Origin of the sequence: Klebsiella variicola (genome assembly GCF_000828055.2) — a bacterium.
Taxonomy (GTDB): Bacteria; Pseudomonadota; Gammaproteobacteria; order Enterobacterales; family Enterobacteriaceae; genus Klebsiella; species Klebsiella variicola.
On sequence record NZ_CP010523.2, the window covers coordinates 4931849 to 4953585 of the forward strand.

At 58.7% G+C, this 21737-nt stretch carries 21 protein-coding genes; 16 read left to right on the plus strand and 5 right to left on the minus strand.

The window, feature by feature from the left end; translation table 11 throughout:
* The first annotated feature begins 86 nt into the window (after positions 1 to 86).
* From pepA to SP68_RS23050, 4 genes are all read left to right on the plus strand, one after another.
* A complete protein-coding gene (gene pepA, locus SP68_RS23035; RefSeq protein WP_008807121.1) occupies positions 87 to 1598 on the plus strand; it encodes a leucyl aminopeptidase in 1512 nt (503 codons plus the stop codon).
* A gap of 121 nt (positions 1599 to 1719) precedes the next feature.
* Entirely contained in the window at positions 1720 to 2163 is a 444-nt protein-coding gene (holC, locus tag SP68_RS23040; RefSeq protein ID WP_008807122.1) for a DNA polymerase III subunit chi, read from the plus strand.
* Positions 2163 to 5018, plus strand: coding sequence for a valine--tRNA ligase (locus SP68_RS23045; RefSeq protein ID WP_012543078.1), 2856 nt, complete (start codon positions 2163 to 2165; stop codon positions 5016 to 5018). The genes holC and SP68_RS23045 overlap by 1 nt, the downstream gene beginning before the upstream one ends.
* Before the next feature lie 121 nt (positions 5019 to 5139).
* A complete protein-coding gene (locus SP68_RS23050) occupies positions 5140 to 5643 on the plus strand; it encodes a GNAT family N-acetyltransferase (RefSeq protein WP_008807124.1) in 504 nt (167 codons plus the stop codon).
* A gap of 283 nt (positions 5644 to 5926) precedes the next feature.
* Here the strand turns inward: SP68_RS23050 and miaE are convergent, their stop codons facing one another.
* Together miaE and rraB are read right to left on the minus strand one after the other, a co-directional pair.
* Positions 5927 to 6691, minus strand: a complete 765-nt coding sequence (miaE, locus tag SP68_RS23055; RefSeq protein WP_008807125.1) for a tRNA isopentenyl-2-thiomethyl-A-37 hydroxylase MiaE — start codon at positions 6689 to 6691, stop codon at positions 5927 to 5929.
* A gap of 49 nt (positions 6692 to 6740) precedes the next feature.
* Positions 6741 to 7163, minus strand: a complete 423-nt coding sequence (rraB, locus tag SP68_RS23060; RefSeq protein ID WP_008807126.1) for a ribonuclease E inhibitor RraB — start codon at positions 7161 to 7163, stop codon at positions 6741 to 6743.
* 98 nt (positions 7164 to 7261) lie between these two features.
* On the opposite strand from rraB, the gene argL reads away from it, so the two are divergent.
* Both argL and argF read left to right on the plus strand, forming a co-directional pair.
* Complete coding sequence (gene argL, locus SP68_RS29145) at positions 7262 to 7357, plus strand: putative translational regulatory protein ArgL (RefSeq protein WP_370736902.1); 96 nt, start codon at positions 7262 to 7264, stop codon at positions 7355 to 7357.
* Entirely contained in the window at positions 7327 to 8331 is a 1005-nt protein-coding gene (gene argF, locus SP68_RS23065; RefSeq protein WP_040972609.1) for an ornithine carbamoyltransferase, read from the plus strand. The genes argL and argF overlap by 31 nt, the downstream gene beginning before the upstream one ends.
* Positions 8332 to 8392: 61 nt before the next feature.
* Here the strand turns inward: argF and SP68_RS23070 are convergent, their stop codons facing one another.
* The gene (locus SP68_RS23070; protein ID WP_008807128.1) at positions 8393 to 8845 is read right to left on the minus strand and encodes a YhcH/YjgK/YiaL family protein; all 453 of its coding nucleotides are present in this window, start codon (positions 8843 to 8845) and stop codon (positions 8393 to 8395) included.
* A gap of 194 nt (positions 8846 to 9039) precedes the next feature.
* Here SP68_RS23070 and SP68_RS27040 point away from each other — a divergent pair, with 194 nt between their 5' ends.
* The 5 genes from SP68_RS27040 to ridA all read left to right on the plus strand — a co-directional run bounded on the left by SP68_RS27040 (position 9040) and on the right by ridA (position 11130).
* Positions 9040 to 9144, plus strand: coding sequence for a pyrBI operon leader peptide (locus SP68_RS27040; RefSeq protein WP_012969080.1), 105 nt, complete (start codon positions 9040 to 9042; stop codon positions 9142 to 9144).
* Positions 9119 to 9178, plus strand: coding sequence for a pyrBI operon leader peptide (locus SP68_RS28980; RefSeq protein ID WP_227650304.1), 60 nt, complete (start codon positions 9119 to 9121; stop codon positions 9176 to 9178). The genes SP68_RS27040 and SP68_RS28980 overlap by 26 nt, the downstream gene beginning before the upstream one ends.
* Positions 9179 to 9180: 2 nt before the next feature.
* On the plus strand, positions 9181 to 10116 hold the full coding sequence (gene pyrB, locus SP68_RS23075; RefSeq protein WP_004206522.1) for an aspartate carbamoyltransferase: 936 nt from the start codon (positions 9181 to 9183) through the stop codon (positions 10114 to 10116).
* A gap of 13 nt (positions 10117 to 10129) precedes the next feature.
* Positions 10130 to 10591, plus strand: a complete 462-nt coding sequence (gene pyrI, locus SP68_RS23080; RefSeq protein ID WP_002886927.1) for an aspartate carbamoyltransferase regulatory subunit — start codon at positions 10130 to 10132, stop codon at positions 10589 to 10591.
* A gap of 152 nt (positions 10592 to 10743) precedes the next feature.
* Positions 10744 to 11130, plus strand: coding sequence for a 2-iminobutanoate/2-iminopropanoate deaminase (ridA, locus tag SP68_RS23085; protein ID WP_002886926.1), 387 nt, complete (start codon positions 10744 to 10746; stop codon positions 11128 to 11130).
* Positions 11131 to 11202: 72 nt separating this feature from the next.
* Here the strand turns inward: ridA and mgtA are convergent, their stop codons facing one another.
* Together mgtA and mgtL are read right to left on the minus strand one after the other, a co-directional pair.
* Positions 11203 to 13911: a magnesium-translocating P-type ATPase gene (gene mgtA, locus SP68_RS23090; RefSeq protein ID WP_022065403.1), complete on the minus strand. Its 2709-nt coding sequence runs from the start codon at positions 13909 to 13911 to the stop codon at positions 11203 to 11205.
* Between the two features lie 145 nt (positions 13912 to 14056).
* On the minus strand, positions 14057 to 14176 hold the full coding sequence (gene mgtL / locus SP68_RS29150; RefSeq protein ID WP_353074613.1) for a mgtA regulatory leader peptide MgtL: 120 nt from the start codon (positions 14174 to 14176) through the stop codon (positions 14057 to 14059).
* A 113-nt stretch (positions 14177 to 14289) separates the two neighbouring features.
* Between mgtL and treR the strand changes: the two genes are divergently transcribed.
* From treR to nrdG, 5 genes are all read left to right on the plus strand, one after another.
* A complete protein-coding gene (gene treR, locus SP68_RS23095; protein ID WP_008807130.1) occupies positions 14290 to 15237 on the plus strand; it encodes a trehalose operon repressor TreR in 948 nt (315 codons plus the stop codon).
* Between the two features lie 132 nt (positions 15238 to 15369).
* Positions 15370 to 16788 (plus strand): PTS trehalose transporter subunit IIBC, encoded by a 1419-nt coding sequence (treB, locus tag SP68_RS23100; RefSeq protein ID WP_008807131.1) that lies wholly within the window; start codon positions 15370 to 15372, stop codon positions 16786 to 16788.
* A gap of 51 nt (positions 16789 to 16839) precedes the next feature.
* Positions 16840 to 18495, plus strand: a complete 1656-nt coding sequence (gene treC / locus SP68_RS23105; RefSeq protein WP_040972604.1) for an alpha,alpha-phosphotrehalase — start codon at positions 16840 to 16842, stop codon at positions 18493 to 18495.
* Positions 18496 to 18880: 385 nt separating this feature from the next.
* Entirely contained in the window at positions 18881 to 21019 is a 2139-nt protein-coding gene (nrdD, locus tag SP68_RS23110; RefSeq protein ID WP_023339462.1) for an anaerobic ribonucleoside-triphosphate reductase, read from the plus strand.
* A 249-nt stretch (positions 21020 to 21268) separates the two neighbouring features.
* Complete coding sequence (gene nrdG / locus SP68_RS23115) at positions 21269 to 21733, plus strand: anaerobic ribonucleoside-triphosphate reductase-activating protein (protein ID WP_012969085.1); 465 nt, start codon at positions 21269 to 21271, stop codon at positions 21731 to 21733.
* The last annotated feature ends 4 nt before the right edge of the window (positions 21734 to 21737 follow it).

The following is a 21737-nucleotide window of genomic DNA, read 5'->3' on the forward strand; positions in this document are numbered from 1 at the left end:
GGCGCAGCCGGCGCATCTGCAACTTGAAAGGCGACGAGTATAGCCGTAGCCACCACTGTTGTCTTTAAGATTCAGGAGCATAGTGCATGGAGTTCAGTGTAAAAAGCGGTAGCCCGGAGAAGCAACGGAGCGCCTGTATCGTGGTCGGCGTCTTTGAACCACGTCGCCTCTCCCCCATCGCCGAACAACTCGATAAAATCAGCGACGGCTACATCAGCGCCCTGCTGCGTCGCGGCGAGCTGGAAGGCAAACCTGGCCAGACGTTATTGCTGCACCATGTGCCAAACATTCTGTCTGAGCGCATTCTGCTGATTGGCTGCGGCAAAGAGCGCGAGCTGGATGAACGTCAGTATAAGCAGGTCATCCAGAAAACCATCAATACCCTGAATGATACCGGTTCAATGGAAGCCGTCTGCTTCCTGACCGAGCTGCACGTCAAGGGCCGCAACAACTACTGGAAAGTTCGCCAGGCCGTTGAAACCGCCAAAGAGACGCTGTACAGCTTCGATCAGTTGAAGACCAACAAAAGCGAGCCGCGTCGCCCGCTGCGTAAAATGGTCTTTAACGTGCCGACCCGTCGCGAGCTGACCAGCGGCGAACGCGCCATTCAGCATGGCCTGGCGATCGCCGCCGGCATCAAAGCGGCGAAAGATCTTGGCAACATGCCGCCGAACATCTGTAACGCCGCCTATCTGGCTTCCCAGGCGCGTCAACTGGCCGATACCTACAGCAAGAACGTCATTACCCGCGTGATCGGCGAACAGCAGATGCGCGAGCTGGGGATGAACTCCTATCTCGCCGTCGGCAACGGCTCGCAGAACGAGTCGCTGATGTCGGTCATCGAGTATAAAGGCAACCCGTCTGAGGACGCGCGCCCTATCGTGCTGGTCGGTAAAGGCCTGACCTTCGACTCTGGCGGCATCTCCATCAAGCCTGCCGAAGGCATGGACGAGATGAAGTACGACATGTGCGGCGCCGCGGCGGTGTACGGCGTGATGCGGATGGTTGCCGAGCTGCAGCTGCCGCTGAACGTCATCGGCGTGCTGGCGGGCTGTGAAAACATGCCTGGCGGTCGCGCCTATCGTCCGGGCGACGTTCTGACCACCATGTCCGGCCAGACGGTGGAAGTGCTGAACACCGACGCCGAAGGCCGCCTGGTGTTGTGCGACGTCCTGACCTACGTTGAGCGTTTCGAACCGGAAGCGGTTATCGACGTCGCGACGCTGACCGGCGCCTGCGTGATTGCCCTCGGCCATCACATCACCGGCCTGATGTCGAACCATAACCCGCTGGCTCATGAGCTGATCGGCGCCTCCGAACTGGCGGGCGACCGCGCCTGGCGTCTGCCGCTGGCCGACGAGTTCCAGGATCAGCTGGAGTCCAACTTTGCCGATATGGCGAACATTGGCGGCCGTCCTGGCGGCGCGATCACAGCCGGCTGCTTCCTGTCACGCTTCACCCGTAAGTACAACTGGGCGCACCTCGACATCGCCGGTACCGCCTGGCGTTCCGGTAAGGCCAAAGGCGCCACCGGTCGTCCGGTCGCCCTGCTGTCGCAGTTCCTGCTCAATCGTGCGGGTTTTAACGGCGAAGAGTGATTGCCGTCTGATGCCCGGTGGCGCTACGCTTACCGGGCCTACGGAAAGATGCCGTTTGTAGGCCGGGTAAGCGTAGCGCCACCCGGCTTTGCATTTAAATCCACGACAAGAAGCCCCATATATGAAGAATGCAACGTTCTACCTTCTGGACAACGAAAACACCGTCGAAGGCCTGAGCGCCGTCGAGCAGCTGGTGTGTGACATTGCCGCAGAACGTTGGCGCAACGGCAAGCGCGTCCTGATCGCCTGTGAAGATGAGCAGCAGGCGATTCGTCTCGACGAGGCGCTGTGGTCGCGGCCGCCGGAGAGCTTTGTGCCGCATAATCTGGCGGGCGAAGGCCCGAGAGGCGGCGCGCCGGTGGAGATTGCCTGGCCGCAGAAACGCAACAGCAGCCCGCGGGACATTCTGATCAGTCTGCGGCTTAACTTTGCAGATTTTGCCACCGCTTTCACAGAAGTGATAGACTTTGTCCCTTACGAAGAAAATCTGAAACAACTGGCGCGCGAACGCTATAAAGCGTACCGCATGGCTGGTTTCAACCTGAACACGGCAACCTGGAAATAATGGAAAAGACATACAACCCACAAGATATCGAACAGCCGCTTTACGAGCACTGGGAAAAGCAGGGCTATTTCAAACCGAATGGTGATGAAAGCCAGGAGAGCTTCTGCATCATGATCCCGCCGCCGAACGTCACCGGCAGTTTGCATATGGGTCATGCCTTCCAGCAAACCATCATGGATACCATGATTCGCTACCAGCGCATGCAGGGCAAAAACACCCTGTGGCAGGCCGGTACCGACCACGCGGGTATCGCCACCCAGATGGTGGTTGAGCGTAAGATTGCCGCGGAAGAAGGGAAAACCCGTCACGACTACGGCCGCGATGCCTTCATCGACAAAATCTGGCAGTGGAAAGCAGAATCCGGCGGCACCATTACCCGCCAGATGCGCCGCCTCGGCAACTCCGTGGACTGGGAGCGCGAGCGCTTCACCATGGACGAGGGGCTTTCCAATGCCGTGAAAGAAGTCTTTGTTCGCCTGTACAAAGAAGATCTGATCTACCGCGGTAAACGCCTGGTTAACTGGGACCCGAAACTGCGCACCGCCATTTCCGACCTCGAAGTGGAAAACCGCGAATCGAAAGGTTCCATGTGGCACATCCGCTACCCGCTGGCCGATGGCGCGAAAACCGCTGACGGTAAAGATTACCTGGTGGTCGCCACCACCCGTCCGGAAACCCTGCTTGGCGATACCGGCGTGGCCGTTAACCCGGAAGATCCGCGTTACAAAGATTTGATTGGCAAATTCGTGGTGCTGCCGCTGGTTAACCGTCGCATCCCGATCGTGGGCGACGAACACGCCGACATGGAAAAAGGCACCGGCTGCGTGAAGATCACCCCGGCGCACGACTTTAACGACTACGAAGTGGGTCGTCGTCATCAGCTGCCGATGATCAACATCCTGACCTTTGACGGCGACATCCGCGAAAGCGCGGAAGTCTACGACACCAAAGGCAATGAATCCGACGTCTACTCCAGCGAGATCCCGGCGGAGTTCCAGAAACTGGAACGCTTCGCGGCGCGTAAAGCCGTCGTTGCGGCGGTTGACGCCCTCGGCCTGCTGGAAGAGATCAAACCGCACGATCTGACCGTCCCTTACGGCGATCGCGGCGGCGTGGTTATCGAACCGATGCTCACCGACCAGTGGTACGTGCGTGCGGACGTGCTGGCCAAGCCGGCGGTGGAAGCCGTTGAGAATGGCGACATTCAGTTCGTGCCGAAGCAGTACGAAAACATGTACTTCTCCTGGATGCGCGATATTCAGGACTGGTGTATCTCCCGTCAGCTGTGGTGGGGTCACCGCATCCCGGCATGGTATGACAACGACGGCAACGTCTACGTGGGCCGTAGCGAAGACGAAGTGCGTCAGGAAAACAACCTGAGCGCCGACGTTGCCCTGCGTCAGGATGAAGATGTTCTGGATACCTGGTTCTCTTCCGCGCTGTGGACCTTCTCCACCCTCGGCTGGCCGGAAAACACCGACGCCCTGCGTCAGTTCCACCCGACCAGCGTGATGGTGTCCGGCTTCGACATCATCTTCTTCTGGATCGCCCGCATGATCATGATGACCATGCACTTCATCAAAGATGAAAACGGCAAGCCGCAGGTACCGTTTAAGACCGTCTACATGACCGGTCTGATCCGCGATGACGAAGGCCAGAAGATGTCCAAATCCAAGGGTAACGTTATCGACCCGCTGGATATGGTTGACGGCATTACCCTGCCGGAGCTGCTGGAGAAACGTACCGGCAACATGATGCAGCCGCAGCTGGCGGAAAAAATCCGTAAGCGCACCGAGAAACAGTTCCCGAACGGCATCGAGCCGCACGGCACCGACGCCCTGCGTTTCACCCTGGCAGCGCTGGCCTCTACCGGCCGCGACATCAACTGGGATATGAAGCGTCTGGAAGGTTACCGTAACTTCTGTAACAAGCTGTGGAACGCCAGCCGCTTCGTACTGATGAATACCGAAGATCAGGATTGTGGCTTCAACGGCGGCGAAATGGTGCTCTCCCTGGCCGACCGCTGGATCCTCGCGGAATTCAACCACACCGTGAAAGCGTATCGCGAAGCGCTGGATAACTTCCGCTTCGATATCGCCGCCGGCATCCTGTACGAGTTCACCTGGAACCAGTTCTGCGACTGGTACCTGGAGCTGACCAAGCCGGTGATGAACGGTGGCAGCGAAGCAGAGCTGCGTGGGACGCGTCATACGCTGGTGATCGTGCTGGAAGGTCTGCTGCGCCTGGCGCATCCGATCATTCCATTCATCACCGAGACCATCTGGCAGCGCGTGAAAGCGATCTGCGGTATCACCGCCGACACCATCATGTTGCAGCCGTTCCCGCAGTACGATGCCTCTCAGGTGGATGACGCGGCGCTGGCCGATACCGAATGGCTGAAACAGGCGATCGTCGCCGTGCGTAACATCCGTGCGGAAATGAACATCGCCCCGGGCAAACCGCTGGAACTGCTGCTGCGCGGCTGCAGCAAAGAGGCCGAGCGTCGTGTGAACGACAACCGCAGCTTCCTGCTGAACCTGGCGCGTCTGGAAAGCATTACCGTGCTGCCTGCCGATGATAAAGGTCCGGTCTCCGTGACCAAGATTATCGACGGTGCCGAGCTGCTGATCCCGATGGCGGGCCTCATCAATAAAGAAGATGAGCTGGCGCGTCTGGCGAAAGAAGTGGCCAAAATCGAAGGTGAAATTGGCCGCATCGAAAGCAAGCTGTCCAACGAAGGTTTTGTCGCCCGCGCACCGGAAGCGGTGATCGCTAAAGAGCGCGAGAAGCTGGAAGGCTACGCGGAAGCGAAAGCGAAGCTGATTGAGCAGCAGGCGGTGATCGCCGCGCTGTGATCCTCCCGTCCCTTGCCACCCGGCAAGGGGCGTTTTTTTATGAAACATCCTCGCTTGCGCTTTCCCCTGTCGCGATGTTATTAACATCATCATTCGTCTTTTTTGGGTAATGAGTCATTGTATGAATACGAGCGTCCCCGCGGCGACGTTGCTGCGTCGCATTACGGCGGCAGACAATGCCGCCATCGCCAGGGTCATCCGCCAGGTCTCGGCTGAATATGGCCTGACCGCCGATAAAGGCTATACGGTCGCCGACCCGAATCTCGATGAACTGTATGAGCTGTACAGCCAGCCAGGCTCTGCCTATTGGGTGGTGGAGAAAGAGGGCGAAGTGGTTGGCGGCGGTGGCGTCGCGCCGCTCGCCTGCAGCGAGCCGGATATCTGCGAGTTACAGAAAATGTATTTTATGACCAGCGCGCGCGGTCAAGGGCTGGCGAAGAAGCTGGCGCTGCTGGCGCTGGACTACGCCCGCGAGCAGGGCTTTAAACGCTGCTATCTGGAAACTACCGCCTTCCTGACGGAGGCGATCGGCTTATATGAACATCTCGGCTTTGAGCACATTGACGGGCCGCTGGGTTGCACCGGCCACGTTGACTGTGAAGTGCGGATGCTGAAAACGCTGTAGCGCCTCGATATCGCAGGCGTCCCCGGTAGAGCTACGCTTACCGGGGCTACAGTTCGGTAGCCCGGCTAAGCGTAGCGCAAGCCGGGGTATGTCCCGGGTGGAACCCCTTGCACCTTACCCGTGCTCGCGGTGCCGTTTTTTTGTTGGGTGGCGGCTAACGCCTTACCCGACCTACGGCCCATACCATTGCGAGCTGAAGCTCTCAACGCTATCTCTTTCCCCAGGGCTACTGAAACTGCCGGTGTTAGTGGCTACCGGGGCTACAGGGCCCGAATACCGAGGGTTACGCCGCTACCGGCACACCGCTGTGAAAGCGGAACTCGGCCTCCGGCCTGAGGATCAGCGCCGCTTCCGCCTCGCCGAGCTGGCGCACCCGCTCGCTAATATCGTCTCCGGCAATCTTCTGCGCCAGATCCAGATAGTCCTGATAGTGACGCGCCTCGGAGCGCAGCAGCGACAGATAAAACTTCTGCAGATCGTCATCCAGCCACGGCGCCAGCGCCGCAAAGCGTTCGCAGGAGCGGGCCTCGATATAGGCGCCGCAGATCAACTTATCGATCAGCATCACCGGCTCGTGCGAACGCACCTCCCGCCGCATGCCGCGGGCATAGTTGCTGGCGGTGATTTTGACGTAGGGAATATCACGCGCCAGCATCATCTCCCGCACCTGCCAGAAGTGATGTAGCTCCTCTTTAATCAGCAAAATCATGCTGTCCAGCAACTGGCGGCCCCACGGGTCGTCGGTCTGCGGCATGGCGCTTTTATTGATCCGCTTATGCAGGGCGACAAAATCCGGCTCCGGCCCCCAGCGGTAGGTGAAGTCTTCATACGGCTTCAGGCAGGCCAGCAGCTCGTCGGCGTCGGCTTTATCCGCGACGTAGCGACGCACCAGCAGCATGGCGTTCTGCGCCGCTTTCAGTTCGCACACCATATGGTCGGTCAGCAGCAGCGGCAGGTTTTCCGGCTTGCGGGCTTCGTCAATCCACGCCTGCGGCGTCGGGCAGTGCAGGAAGTTGATAATCGGGGAGAGTATCTGCGGGTAATCCATGGAAGTTCCTTGCTATACGGCGGCAGGCGCCGCCGTATCCATCTGCAGCTTAGTGGCGAACACCATCGTCGTCTTCATCGACAAAATCTTCGTCATCGTCGCCGTCTTCTTCACCGTTCGGGTCCTCATAATAGGTACCCCAACCGTCATACTCGACGTCATATTTTTCTGCCAGCGTCATCAGCTGTTCCACCTGGGCATCGATCAGGTCTGCGTTCAGCGCGCATTCGCTGAGAATATCGCAGCAGATGACCATGTCACCCTCTTCCACTTCCAGCTCTTCGGGCTCGGTCACTTCATAGCCCAGCTTGAACGCTTCCACCGCCACTTTCTCCAGCGTTTCGAAATCGTCTGCAGAGAGGTGATGCTCAATCGTGTACAGTGCGTCCGGATCGCTGCCATCCTCCAGCAGCTCTTCGATAATCAGACGCGTCTCTTCACGCTGTTCTTCCAGGTGTTCCGGGTTTGCCATGGCTCGTTCCTCATAATGTGCGGCAGTTGTCCCTATTGTCACATACCGCCGTCATTGCCTCCACTTCTCAGTGAAAGATTTCGATCACAGACTTGCAAATGAATATTCATACATATAAATTGAATTTTAATTCAATTAGTGGCCTATGCCAGGTGAGGGAACCATGTCTGCGTTTTACCAGAAGCATTTTTTAAAGTTACTCGATTTTACGCCTGCAGAAATCACCACCCTGCTCGAGCTGGCGGCAAAGCTCAAAGCCGATAAGAAAAACGGTATCGAAGTCCAGAAACTGGCAGGGAAAAACATCGCGCTCATCTTCGAAAAAGACTCAACCCGTACACGATGCTCTTTCGAAGTTGCCGCATACGATCAGGGCGCCCGCGTGACCTATCTGGGGCCAAGCGGCAGCCAGATTGGCCATAAAGAGTCGATCAAAGACACCGCCCGCGTGCTCGGGCGGATGTACGATGGCATTCAGTATCGCGGCCACGGCCAGGAGGTGGTGGAGACCCTGGCGCAATACGCCGGTGTGCCGGTGTGGAACGGCCTCACCAACGAGTTCCACCCCACCCAGCTGCTGGCGGACCTGCTGACCATGAAAGAGCACCTGCCGGGCAAAGCCTTTAACCAGATGACGCTGGTCTACGCCGGCGACGCGCGCAACAACATGGGCAATTCGATGCTGGAAGCCGCAGCGCTGACCGGTCTGGATCTGCGCCTGGTAGCGCCATCGGCCTGCTGGCCGGAGTCTCAGCTGGTGGAGACCTGTACCGCACTGGCCAAACAGCAGGGTGGCAACATCACCCTGACGGAAGATATCGCCGCGGGGGTGAAAGGCGCCGATTTTATCTATACCGACGTCTGGGTATCGATGGGCGAGGCGAAGGAAAAATGGGCCGAACGTATCGCCCTGCTCCGCGATTATCAGGTTAACAGTGCGATGCTGGCGCTGACCGGCAATCCGCAGGTCAAGTTCCTCCACTGCCTGCCAGCGTTCCATGACGACCAGACCACGCTGGGCAAACAGATGGCCGCCGATTACGGCCTGCACGGCGGCATGGAAGTGACTGACGAAGTGTTTGAGTCGGCGGCGAGCGTGGTGTTTGACCAGGCGGAAAACCGGATGCATACCATCAAAGCGGTGATGGTGGCGACGCTGGGCAAGTAGCCCCTCGCTGGCGGCCACATCCCGGATAGCACGGCGCTTATCCGGGATATGGCTCGCCATTTTACGCCATCAGCATCTTCACTACCGCTTTGCGCACCTTCGCCGGGGCGCCTACGGCGCACAGCGGTTTATGCACTTCGCCGGGATAAAACACCACAAAATCCCCTTCGTTGAGGATCACCGTTTTCTCCTGCTGGCCTTCGGCCAGAAAAGCGATGTCTTTCTCCGCCAGCCAGTCGGTCTGCGGCTCTCCAGCCGGCAAGGTACTGAAGGTCATCCCCTCGATGCCGCGGAGCACAATCTGAATATCGAGATAGCGGGCATGGTATTCCGCGCGGCGCGCGGCCTGCGGCTCGGTGGTGTCTTCGGAAATCAGATAAAACAGGTTATTGCCGTCGATATCGTGTTTACCCAGCGGCGTCGCCTCGCTGACATGGGCGATGACGTGCTCAATGGCCTCGCGCAGCGCAGCAGGCAGCCATGGCTGCAGATGGTGGATATTGCCAATAATCATCACTTACCTCGAATATAAAACAGCATTTCATTTTATGACTTTATACCCCCATCGCCACTGCCATACCAGTACAGTTTCACCGTTCTTTGCGCTGGCGCACTTTTCTGCAGGCAAACGATTACCTGTTTGTGAATGAATCGCTTGATCGTCATAACGGTCTGCGTATAATGCCAGTCGTTTTGCCGGGAGGAAGCATGGCCAATTGCGTACGACATTCTGTCTTAGCGCGTCTGAACGCAGACGCTGGCCTGGCGTTTTTCTTTCCGTTGCTCATTGGATTCCCGAAGCCCCTTATTTAAGGGGCTTTTTTTTTGCCCAGGCGTCAGGAGATAAGCATGGCTAACCCGCTATATCAAAAACATATCATTTCCATAAACGATCTCAGCCGCGAAGACCTCGAACTGGTGCTGGCGACGGCGGCAAAGCTGAAAGCCAATCCGCAACCCGAGCTGCTGAAGCATAAGGTTATCGCCAGCTGTTTCTTTGAAGCCTCCACCCGTACCCGTCTCTCTTTTGAAACCTCGATGCACCGCCTGGGTGCCAGCGTGGTCGGCTTTTCTGACAGCGCCAATACCTCGCTGGGCAAAAAAGGGGAAACCCTGGCGGATACTATCTCCGTTATCAGCACCTACGTTGACGCCATCGTGATGCGTCATCCGCAGGAGGGCGCCGCGCGCCTGGCGACTGAATTCTCCGGCGGCGTGCCGGTACTGAACGCCGGCGACGGCGCCAACCAGCACCCGACCCAAACCCTGCTCGATCTGTTCACCATTCAGGAGACCCAGGGCCGCCTCGAGAACCTCAACGTGGCGATGGTCGGCGATCTGAAGTATGGCCGTACCGTCCACTCCCTGACCCAGGCGCTGGCCAAATTCAGCGGCAACCGCTTCTACTTTATCGCCCCGGACGCGCTGGCCATGCCGCAGTACATCCTCGATATGCTGGATGAAAAAGGTATCGCCTGGAGCCTGCATAGCGCCATCGACGACGTGATGGCGGAAGTGGATATTCTGTACATGACCCGCGTGCAGAAAGAGCGTCTGGATCCGTCGGAATACGCCAACGTGAAAGCGCAGTTCGTCCTGCGCGCCGCCGACCTCGAAGGGGCGCGCGCCAACATGAAGGTGCTGCACCCGCTGCCGCGCATTGACGAAATCACCACCGATGTCGATAAAACACCGCACGCCTGGTACTTCCAGCAGGCCGGTAACGGCATCTTCGCCCGCCAGGCGTTACTGGCACTGGTACTGAATAGCGAGCTGGCACTGTAAGGGGGAATGAGAGATGACACACGACAATAAACTGCAAGTAGAAGCCATTAAACGCGGCACCGTGATCGACCATATCCCGGCGCAGGTCGGCTTTAAGCTGCTCACCCTGTTCAAACTGACCGAAACCGACCAGCGCATCACCATCGGCCTGAACCTGCCCTCCGGCGAGATGGGCCGCAAGGATTTGATTAAAATCGAGAACACCTTCCTGACCGACGAGCAGGTTAACCAGCTGTCGCTGTACGCCCCGCAGGCGACGGTAAACCGCATTGATGATTACGAAGTGGTGGGCAAATCCCGCCCGAGCCTGCCGGATCGCATTGACAGCGTGCTGGTCTGCCCGAACAGCAACTGTATTAGCCACGCCGAACCGGTTTCTTCCAGTTTTGCAGTGAAAAAACGCGCCGATGACATCGCACTCAAATGCAAATACTGTGAAAAAGAGTTTTCTCATTATGTGGTGCTGGCCAACTAAATGCGGTTGGTATTGGTGGTAGGCCTCCCTATAATGGCTACCACCCTACGCTTCGTCCTTCAGGCGGCGTCTGCGCCGGCGGCACAGCGCTTACCCTCTGGCGGCAACCTGAATGATTTTGCGTAACATTACTCAGTTCATCTGGAGATAACATGAGCAAAACTATTGCGACGGAAAATGCACCAGCAGCGATTGGCCCATACGTTCAGGGCGTTGATCTGGGCAGCATGATCATCACCTCTGGCCAGATCCCGGTCGACCCGAAAACCGGCAGCGTCCCGGAAGACGTGTCCGCGCAGGCGCGCCAGTCGCTGAACAACGTGAAAGCGATCGTTGAAGCCGCTGGCCTCACCGTTGGCGACATCGTCAAGACCACCGTATTCGTCAAAGACCTCAACGATTTCGCTACCGTTAACGCCACCTACGAAGCGTTTTTCACCGAGCACAATGCCACCTTCCCGGCGCGCTCCTGCGTGGAAGTCGCTCGTCTGCCGAAAGACGTGAAGATCGAGATCGAAGCCATCGCCGTACGTCGCTGATCGCTTTGGTTGGCAGAAAAAAAGGCAGCCAGTGGCTGCCTTTTTTACGTGGCTCATCCGAAAATGCGCCCTTCACTGCCAGCCGTAGCGACGGCTATAGAAACCTTTAACGGTCTGGGTCAGCACCATATAGCCCGCCAGGATCACCACCAGCCACGGGAAGTAGCTGAGCGGCAGCGCCTGCAGCTGCAGGTAGCCCGCCAGCGGCGAGAACGGCAGGGCAATGCCCACGGCCATCACCACCAGAGTCATGGCGAACAGCGGCCACGCGGCGCGGCTCTGAACGAACGGAATGCGCCGGGTGCGGATCATGTGCACAATCAGCGTCTGCGACAGCAGCCCTTCAATAAACCAGCCGGACTGGAACAGAGTCTGCATCTCCACGGTATTGGCGTGGAACACCCACCACATCAGGCCGAAGGTGAGGATATCGAAAATCGAGCTGATCGGTCCAAAGAAGACCATAAAGCGCCCGAGATCGGCCGGGTTCCAGCGCTGCGGTTTACGGATCTGCTCATCATCGACGTTATCGAACGGGATCGCCACCTGGGAGACATCGTACAGCAGGTTCTGAATCAACAGGTGCAGCGGCAGCATCGGCAGAAACGGCAGGAAGGCGCTGGCCACCAGCACGCTAAAGACGTTACCGAAGTTGGAGCTGGCGGTCATTTTGATGTACTTGAGCATGTTGGCGAAGGTGCGGCGGCCTTCGATCACCCCCTCCTCCAGCACCATCAGGCTTTTTTCCAGCAGAATGATATCCGCCGCCTCGCGGGCGATATCCACCGCGCCATCAACCGAGATGCCAATATCCGCCGCGCGTAACGCCGGGGCGTCGTTGATGCCGTCGCCCATAAAGCCCACCACGTGACCTTCGCGTTTCAGCAGCGTCACGATACGCTCTTTATGCAGCGGCGCCAGACGTGCAAACAAAGTGGTGCGCTTCGCCAGCGCCGCCAGGTCATCGTCGCTCATGGCTTCAATCTGGCTGCCAATCACCACTTCGCCCGCATCCAGCCCCACTTCATGGCACACCTTCGCCGCCACCAGTTCGCTATCGCCGGTGAGGATTTTCACCGTGATGCCGCTGGCCTTCAGCGCCTTCAGCGCCGGGGCGGTGGTCTCTTTCGGCGGATCAAGGAAGGCGATGTAGCCTTCGAGGATCAGGTCGGATTCATCGGCGCGCTGGTAGTCGCCCTCGCGCGCCGGCAGGTATTTGGTTGCTACCGCCACCACCCGCAGTCCCTGACGGTTCAGGGTATCGGTCACCCGACGGATGCGGCGCAGCATGGTGTCGTCCAGCGGTACGATTTCGCCGTTGTAGCGCACCTGGGTCGAGACGTTAAGGATCTCCTGCAACGCCCCTTTACAGATCAGCTGATGCGCGTCGCCCTGCTCTTTTACCACCACCGACATGCGGCGGCGTTCGAAGTCGAACGGGATCTCATCCACCTTTTGCCAGCGCTCTGCGAGGCCGCGGGCGGCCTCCAGCTCCACGCCTTCCAGCACCGCGGTATCGAGCAGGTTTTTCAGCCCGGTCTGGTAATGGCTGTTGAGCCAGGCGGTATGCAGCACTCTCTCGCTGGACTTACCGGAGACATCGGTGTGGTTCTCCAGCACGATCTTGTCCTGAGTCAGGGTGCCGGTTTTATCGGTGCAGAGAATATCCATCGCGCCAAAGTTCTGAATGGCGTCGAGGTGTTTGACGATCACTTTTTGTTTCGACAGCTTCACCGCCCCGCGCGCCAGCGTCGAGGTGACGATCATCGGCAGCATCTCCGGCGTCAGGCCGACCGCCACCGACAGTGCAAACAGCGCCGCTTCCCACCAGTCGCCTTTGGTGTAGCCATTAATCAATAGCACCACCGGGGCCATCACCAGCATAAAGCGGATCAGCAGCATGCTGACCCGGCTGATGCCTTTCTGGAAGGCGTTCGGCTCGCTTTCCTGCTCGCTGACGCGCCCGGCCAGCTGGCCAAACCAGGTGTTGCCGCCGGTGGCGTAGACGATAGCCTGCGCCGAGCCGCTCACCACGTTGGTCCCCATAAAGCACAGGGTGTCGCATTCCAGCGGGTTCTGCTGCAGCGGGTCGCGGCTGCGCGCGACTTTCTCTACCGGCAGCGATTCGCCGGTCAGCGAGGCCTGAGCGACAAACAGATCGCGCGCCTGAATAATGCGCAGGTCCGCCGGGATCATATCTCCCGCCGACAGCTTGACGATATCTCCTGGCACCAGTTGGTCGATAGGCAGTTCAAGCCAGCGGCTCTCCCCCTGCTCGTTCACCACCCGCAGCACCGTGGCGGTATTGCTGACCATCGCCTTTAGCGCATCCGCCGCTTTGGTCGAGCGCGCTTCCTGGATGAAGTTAAGCAGCGTCGAGATGCCGACCATCAGCGCGATAACGCCCGCGGCGAACAGATCTTCGGTGGAATAGGAGACGATGCCGAGCACCGTCAGCAGCAGGTTGAACGGGTTGCGATAGCAGGTCCACAGATGCACCCACCACGGCGAGGGCTTCTGCGCCGGGATCTGATTGTCACCATGTTTGAGGATCTTTGCCGCCACTTCGCCTTCATTGAGCCCTTCAGGGTGGCTGTCAAAGGCACGCCAGATCTCCTGGTCATCCATCGCCGCAACGTCCAGGCAGCGCTTGCCGAGCGAGTCCGGGATCGGCACGCTGGTCAGGTTACGGGCATCAGGCAGCGGATCGCGCTGGACCAAACGGCGTGGCAGATGGCGGCTAAGCTGCGCGAACAGCTGCCGGGTATAATTTTTCAACATAAACAGTCCCTCCGCGCTCGCGCGAGCGAACGCAGCGTCGCCAACAGGCGTAGCAAAGCCTACCTGTCAGGCATGTAATTTTTATGGCAGGGACATCAAGGACATCACTGCTTTACGCTTTCCGGTAAAGCAGTGTTAAACAGGCTTACCGGAAAGAAAGGTTGCTCCATCGAGGATGAGGAGTGGGATCGGGGTCCATAAATTCTCCGGTAAGTGAATATAAACGGCGCGGATTATAGCGCGCTCGTTGAGACATGTGTGGCATTTATGGCGATGATAAGCCCGCGCAACTAAACCGAACGTAAACCAGACTTTGCTCATTGCGGTTTGGTTGAGTAGCATTAGGCTCACTTCTACCATCCCTGACGAGAATTCCGCATGCAGAACCGGCTGACCATCAAAGATATTGCGCGTTTAAGCGGCGTAGGAAAATCGACGGTATCCCGCGTCCTTAACAACGAGAGCGGGGTCAGCGAACGGACCCGCGAGCGCGTCGAAGCGGTGATGCAGCAGCACGGTTTCTCACCCTCCCGCTCCGCCCGCGCCATGCGCGGCCAGAGCGATAAAGTGGTGGCGATTATCGTCACCCGTCTGGATTCCCTGTCGGAAAACCTTGCCGTGCAGACCATGCTGCCCGCCTTTTATGAACAGGGTTACGATCCGATTATGATGGAGAGTCAGTTCTCCCCGGGACTGGTGGAAGAGCATCTCGGCATGCTCGCCCGGCGTAATATTGACGGCGTAGTGCTGTTCGGATTTACCGGCATTGATGAGGCGATGCTCGCCCCCTGGCGCGATACGCTGGTGCTGATGGCCCGCGACGCCCCCGGTTTCGCCTCGGTGTGCTATGACGACGAAGGCGCCATCACGCTGCTGATGCAGCGGCTCTACGATCGCGGACATCGCCACATCAGTTTTCTTGGCGTCCCGCACAGCGACGTCACCACCGGCGAGCGCCGCCATCTCGCCTACCTCGCCTTCTGTAAAAAGCATCGCCTGACGCCCACCGCCGCTCTGCCGGGCTTGGGCATGAAGCAGGGGTATGACACCGTCGCCAGCGTGCTGACGGCCGAAACCAGCGCCCTGGTCTGCGCGACGGATACCCTCGCCCTCGGCGCCAGCAAGTACCTCCAGCAGCAGGGCCGCGCTGCGCTGCAGCTCGCCAGCGTCGGTAGCACGCCGCTAATGAAGTTTCTCCACCCGGAAATCTTGACCGTCGATCCCGGCTATGCCGAGTCCGGACGCCGGGCCGCCCGGCAGTTGATCGAGCAGATCGCCGGCAGCGTCGAACCCCGCCAGATCGTGATTCCTGCCGCCCTGAATTAATCTCATTCGGACGATTTATGTGATCGTCGCCGGGTTTCGGGAACGTTCCCATTTTGCAAATCAAGCGGAACGGTTAGGATGCCCTCAAGGTAAAAAACGGCATCTCTCCCCCTCTGTTTTTGAGGCTTCATCATGAGCAAAGTAAACCAGCAGGACATCGATAAACTGATCGAACTGGTGGGCGGACGCGGCAACATCGCCACCGTCAGCCACTGTATTACCCGTTTGCGCTTTGTGCTGAACGACCCGGCCATCGCCAAACCAAAAGAGATTGAACAGCTGCGCATGGTGAAGGGATGCTTCACTAACGCCGGCCAGTTCCAGGTGGTCATCGGCACCGAGGTGGGCGATTACTACAAGGCCCTGCTGGCTACCACCGGCCAGACCTCCGCCGATAAAGAGCAGGTCAAGCAGGCCGCGCGGCAAAATATGAAGTGGCATGAGCAGTTGATCTCGCACTTTGCCGAGATCTTCTTCCCGCTGCTGCCGGCGCTAATCAGCGGCGGTCTGATCCTCGGTTTCCGTAACGTCATCGGCGACTTACCCATGAGCAACGGCCAGACGCTGGCTCAGATGCACCCGTCGCTGAAAACCATCTATGACTTCCTGTGGCTGATTGGCGAGGCGATCTTCTTCTATCTGCCGGTGGGGATCTGCTGGTCAGCGGTGAAGAAAATGGGCGGCACGCCGATCCTCGGGATCGTTCTTGGCGTCACCCTGGTTTCCCCGCAGCTGATGAACGCCTATCTCCTCGGCCAGCAGGTGCCGGAGGTGTGGAACTTCGGCCTGTTTACCATTGCCAAAGTCGGCTACCAGGCGCAGGTGATCCCGGCCCTGCTGGCGGGCCTGACGCTCGGCTTTATCGAGACGCGCCTCAAGCGCATCGTGCCTGACTACCTCTACCTGGTCATTGTCCCGGTCTGCTCGCTGATCCTCGCGGTGTTCCTCGCGCACGCCATTATCGGTCCGTTCGGCCGCCTGATCGGCGACGGCGTGGCCTTCGCGGTACGCCATCTGTTAACCGGCAGCTTCGCGCCAATCGGCGCCGCGCTGTTCGGCTTCCTCTACGCGCCGCTGGTGATTACCGGTGTCCACCAGACCACCCTCGCTATCGATATGCAGATGATCCAGAGCATGGGCGGCACCCCGGTGTGGCCGCTGATTGCGCTGTCGAACATTGCCCAGGCGTCGGCGGTGGTCGGCATCATCATCGCCAGCCGTAAACAGAATGAACGTGAAATCTCGGTGCCGGCGGCAATTTCTGCTTACCTCGGGGTTACCGAACCGGCGATGTACGGTATCAACCTGAAGTACCGCTTCCCGATGCTGTGCGCGATGATCGGCTCCGGCCTCGCCGGCCTGCTGTGCGGCCTGAACGGCGTGCTGGCGAACGGCATCGGCGTCGGCGGCCTGCCGGGCATCCTCTCCATCCAGCCAACCTACTGGCAGGTGTACGCCATGGCGATGGCTATCGCGGTGGTGGTGCCGATTATCCTGACCACCGTGGTGTATCAGCGCAAGTACCGTCAGGGCACCTTGCAGATTGTCTAACTTCTTCTTTCGGGGCGCCTTTGGCGCCCCTCGTTGCAGCAGGAAAGCACTATGAATCATCTTCCCCACTGGTGGCAAAACGGCGTTATTTATCAAATCTATCCGAAGAGTTTTCAGGATACCACCGGCAGCGGTACCGGCGATCTGCGCGGCGTCACTTCCCGCCTCGACTATCTGCAGAAGCTTGGGGTCGACGCCATCTGGCTGACGCCGTTCTATGTCTCACCGCAGGTGGATAACGGCTACGATGTGGCGAACTACACCGCTATCGATCCCTCCTACGGCACGATGGCCGACTTTGACGCCCTGGTGGCGGAGGCGAAGGCCCGCGGCATCCGCATCGTGCTGGATATGGTACTGAACCATACCTCGACCGAGCATGAATGGTTCCGTCAGTCGCTGAATAAGGAGAGTCCCTACCGGCAGTTCTATATCTGGCGCGACGGCGAACCGGACGCGCTGCCGAACAACTGGCGCTCCAAGTTTGGCGGCAACGCCTGGCAGTGGCATGCCGACAGCGGGCAGTATTATCTGCACCTGTTCGCCATTGAACAGGCGGATCTCAACTGGGAGAACCCGGCGGTACGCGCCGAGCTGAAAAAGGTCTGCGAATTCTGGGCCGACCGCGGCGTCGACGGTCTGCGCCTCGACGTCGTCAACCTGATCTCGAAAGACCAGACCTTCCCCTGCGATGCGGAGGGTGATGGCCGCCGCTTCTACACTGACGGCCCGCGGGTGCATGAATTCCTGCAGGAGATGAGTCGCGATGTCTTTACTCCCCGTAACCTGATGACCGTCGGCGAGATGTCCTCCACCTCGCTGGAGCACTGCCAGCAGTACGCCGCGCTGGACGGCCGCGAGCTGTCGATGACCTTTAACTTCCACCATTTAAAGGTCGATTATCCCGGCGGTGAAAAATGGACCCTCGCCCGCCCGGACTATGTGGCGCTGAAAGCGCTGTTCCGTCACTGGCAGCAGGGGATGCACAATCGGGCGTGGAACGCGCTGTTCTGGTGTAACCACGATCAGCCGCGCATCGTGTCGCGCTTTGGCGACGAAGGCGAGTACCGGGTGCCGGCGGCGAAGATGCTGGCGATGGTGCTGCACGGCATGCAGGGCACGCCCTATATCTATCAGGGCGAAGAGATCGGCATGACCAATCCGCACTTCAGCAGCATCAGCGATTACCGTGACGTCGAAAGTCACAATATGTTTATCGAGCGCGCAGCGCAGGGGCAAAGCCCGGACGAACTGCTGGCAATCCTCGCCAGTAAGTCGCGCGACAACAGCCGCACGCCGATGCCATGGCACGCCGGGGAGAACGGCGGCTTCAGCGACGGTGAGCCGTGGATCGGCTTTGGCGATAACTACCGGGAGATCAACGTCGAGGCGGCGCTGGCGGACCCCGATTCGGTGTTTTATGCCTATCAGCAGCTGATTATGCTGCGCAAAACCCTGCCACTGCTGACCTGGGGCGATTACCAGGATCTCCTGCCGGACCATCCATCGCTGTGGTGCTATCGCCGTCAGTGGCAGGGGCAAACGCTGGTGGTGGCCGCCAACCTGAGCCGCGACCTGCAGACCTGGCAGCCAGAGGAAGCCCAGGGCGACTGGAAGATGATCATCAGCAACTATGCCGAAACCACGCCCCGCCCGACCGGTCTGACGCTGCGGCCGTTCGAAGCCGTATGGTGGCTGCAGGCGTAAGGTACTTCTTGCCCGACAGAAACCGGAGCGTAATGCCTGGCATCGGAGGTGGATGCCAGGCATTTTTGCTTATTTTCCAGCCAGATAAATTTACATTTATCGCCAGCGCCCATCATCCGTACTCTCACCTTTTTACCTTGTTCTGGGTCAATAAAATCGCAAACATCTTTGATGCAAATCACTACATATAGAACTTAAAATGCGTCCCGGCCCTACATGTTGTATTAATCGTCTATTATGTCACCATATCTTGTCGATGTCTGGCGGTGATGAGATGTGGATAAAACGGGCCGGATCTGAAGGCAAACAGCACGAGCCGTAGCGTGCAGCGCCTTCGGGATAACCTCCGCCTCTGTGGATAACCTGTTCTATATATGGAGTGATCATGACACCGCATGTGATGAAACGTGATGGCTGTAAAGTGCCGTTCAAATCAGAGCGCATTCAGGAAGCAATTCTACGTGCAGCTAAAGCAGCGGGAGTCGATGACGCAGACTATTGCGCCACCGTCGCAGAAGTCGTTAGCCAACAAATGCAGGGCCGCGCCCAGGTCGACATCAACGAGATTCAGACTGCGGTAGAAAACCAGCTGATGTCCGGCCCCTATAAGCAGCTGGCGCGCGCCTACATTGAGTATCGCCATGACCGCGATAGCCAGCGCGAGAAGCGCGGCCGCCTCAATCAGGAGATCCGCGGCCTCGTCGAGCAGACCAACTCCGCGCTGCTCAACGAAAATGCCAACAAGGATAGCAAAGTCATCCCGACCCAGCGGGACCTGCTGGCCGGTATCGTCGCCAAGCACTATGCGCGGCAGCACCTGCTGCCCCACGATGTGGTGATGGCCCACGAGCGCGGCATGATCCACTATCACGACCTCGATTACTCGCCCTTCTTCCCGATGTTCAACTGCATGCTGATCGATCTGAAAGGGATGCTGACTCAGGGCTTTAAGATGGGCAACGCGGAGATCGAGCCGCCGAAGTCTATCTCTACCGCCACCGCGGTGACGGCGCAGATCATCGCCCAGGTCGCCAGCCATATTTATGGCGGCACTACCATCAACCGTATCGATGAAGTGCTGGCGCCGTTCGTCACCGAAAGCTTCAAAAAGCATCGTAAAATCGCCGAAGAGTGGCAGATCCCGGACGCCGAAGGCTATGCCCGCGCCCGTACCGAAAAAGAGTGCTACGACGCCTTCCAGTCGCTGGAGTATGAAGTCAACACGCTGCATACCGCCAACGGTCAGACGCCGTTTGTCACCTTTGGTTTTGGCCTCGGCACTAGCTGGGAGTCGCGCCTGATCCAGCAGTCGATTCTGCGCAACCGCATCGCTGGCCTCGGTAAAAATCGCAAAACCGCGGTATTCCCGAAACTGGTCTTCGCCATTCGCGACGGTCTGAACCATAAGTTCGGCGATCCGAACTACGACATCAAGCAGCTGGCGCTGGAGTGCGCCAGCAAGCGCATGTACCCGGATATCCTCAACTACGATCAGGTGGTGAAAGTCACCGGGTCGTTTAAAACGCCGATGGGCTGCCGCAGCTTCCTCGGGGTGTGGGAAAACGAGAACGGCGAGCAGGTGCATGACGGGCGCAATAACCTCGGCGTGATTAGCCTCAACCTGCCGCGTATCGCCCTGGAAGCGAAAGGCGACGAAACCGCCTTCTGGGCGCTGCTGGACGAGCGCCTGCAGCTGGCGCGCAAAGCGCTGATGACCCGTATTGCCCGTCTGGAAGGGGTGAAGGCCCGCGTGGCGCCGATCCTGTATATGGAAGGGGCCTGCGGCGTGCGGCTGAAAGCCGACGATGACGTCTCCGAGATTTTCAAAAACGGCCGCGCGTCCATTTCACTGGGTTACATCGGTATCCATGAGACCATCAATGCGCTGTACGGTAATCAGCATATGTACGACAGCGAGGCGCTGCGTGAGAAAGGTGTGGCCATCGTCCAGCGCCTGCGCGACGCCGTCGATGTGTGGAAGGAAGAAACCGGCTACGGCTTTAGTCTGTACAGCACGCCGAGCGAAAACCTGTGCGACCGCTTCTGCCGTCTCGACACCGCCGAGTTTGGCATAGTGGAGGGCGTGACCGATAAAGGTTACTACACCAACAGCTTCCACCTTGACGTCGAGAAGAAGGTCAACCCGTACGACAAGATCGATTTCGAAGCGCCGTACCCGCCGCTGGCCAACGGCGGCTTCATTTGCTACGGCGAGTACCCGAATATCCAGCACAACCTGAAGGCGCTGGAAGACGTGTGGGATTACAGCTATGAGCACGTGCCGTACTACGGCACCAACACGCCGATCGATGAATGCTACGAGTGTGGTTTTACCGGCGAGTTCGAGTGCACCAGCAAGGGCTTTACCTGCCCGAAATGTGGTAACCACGATGCCGCTCGCGTGTCGGTTACTCGTCGGGTATGCGGTTATCTCGGCAGTCCGGACGCGCGTCCGTTCAACGCCGGCAAGCAGGAAGAAGTGAAGCGCCGCGTTAAGCACCTGGCCAATGGGCAGATCGGTTAAAGAGCTATGCGCTTTTCCCGGAGAGCGGCGCGCAGCGCCTTATCCGGGCTACTGTTTTGCACCGTCCGGTAGCCCGGGTAAGGCGGAACGCCGCGACCCGGGAAATGGCCGCATTCCTCCGTTTTCGCAAAGCAATTAGCGTCAGAGCAAGGCGGCAAACGAGGGAATTCCCGGGAGCGTACATTCAGTACGTGACTGGGGTGAGCGAGCGCAGCCAACGCGGCTATGGCGTTAATTGAGAAGCGAAAAATGAATTACCATCAGTACTACCCGGTAGATATCGTCAACGGCCCCGGCACCCGCTGCACCCTGTTTGTCTCCGGCTGCGTCCACGAGTGCCCCGGCTGCTACAACAAGAGCACCTGGCGGGTGAACTCCGGTATGCCGTTTACCGCTGAGATGGCCGACCGCATCATTGCCGACCTCAACGATACCCGCATCAAGCGCCAGGGGATTTCACTCTCCGGCGGCGATCCGCTGCATCCGCAGAACGTCGCGGAGATCCTCAAGCTGGTTCAGCGCGTGCGCGCCGAATGCCCCGGCAAAGATATCTGGGTCTGGACCGGCTATAAACTGGATGAGCTGAATGAGGCGCAGATGCAGGTAGTGAACCTGATCAACGTGCTGGTCGACGGTAAGTTTGTGCAGGATTTAAAAGACCCGGCGCTGATCTGGCGCGGCAGCAGCAACCAGGTGGTACATCATTTGCGTTAATCCC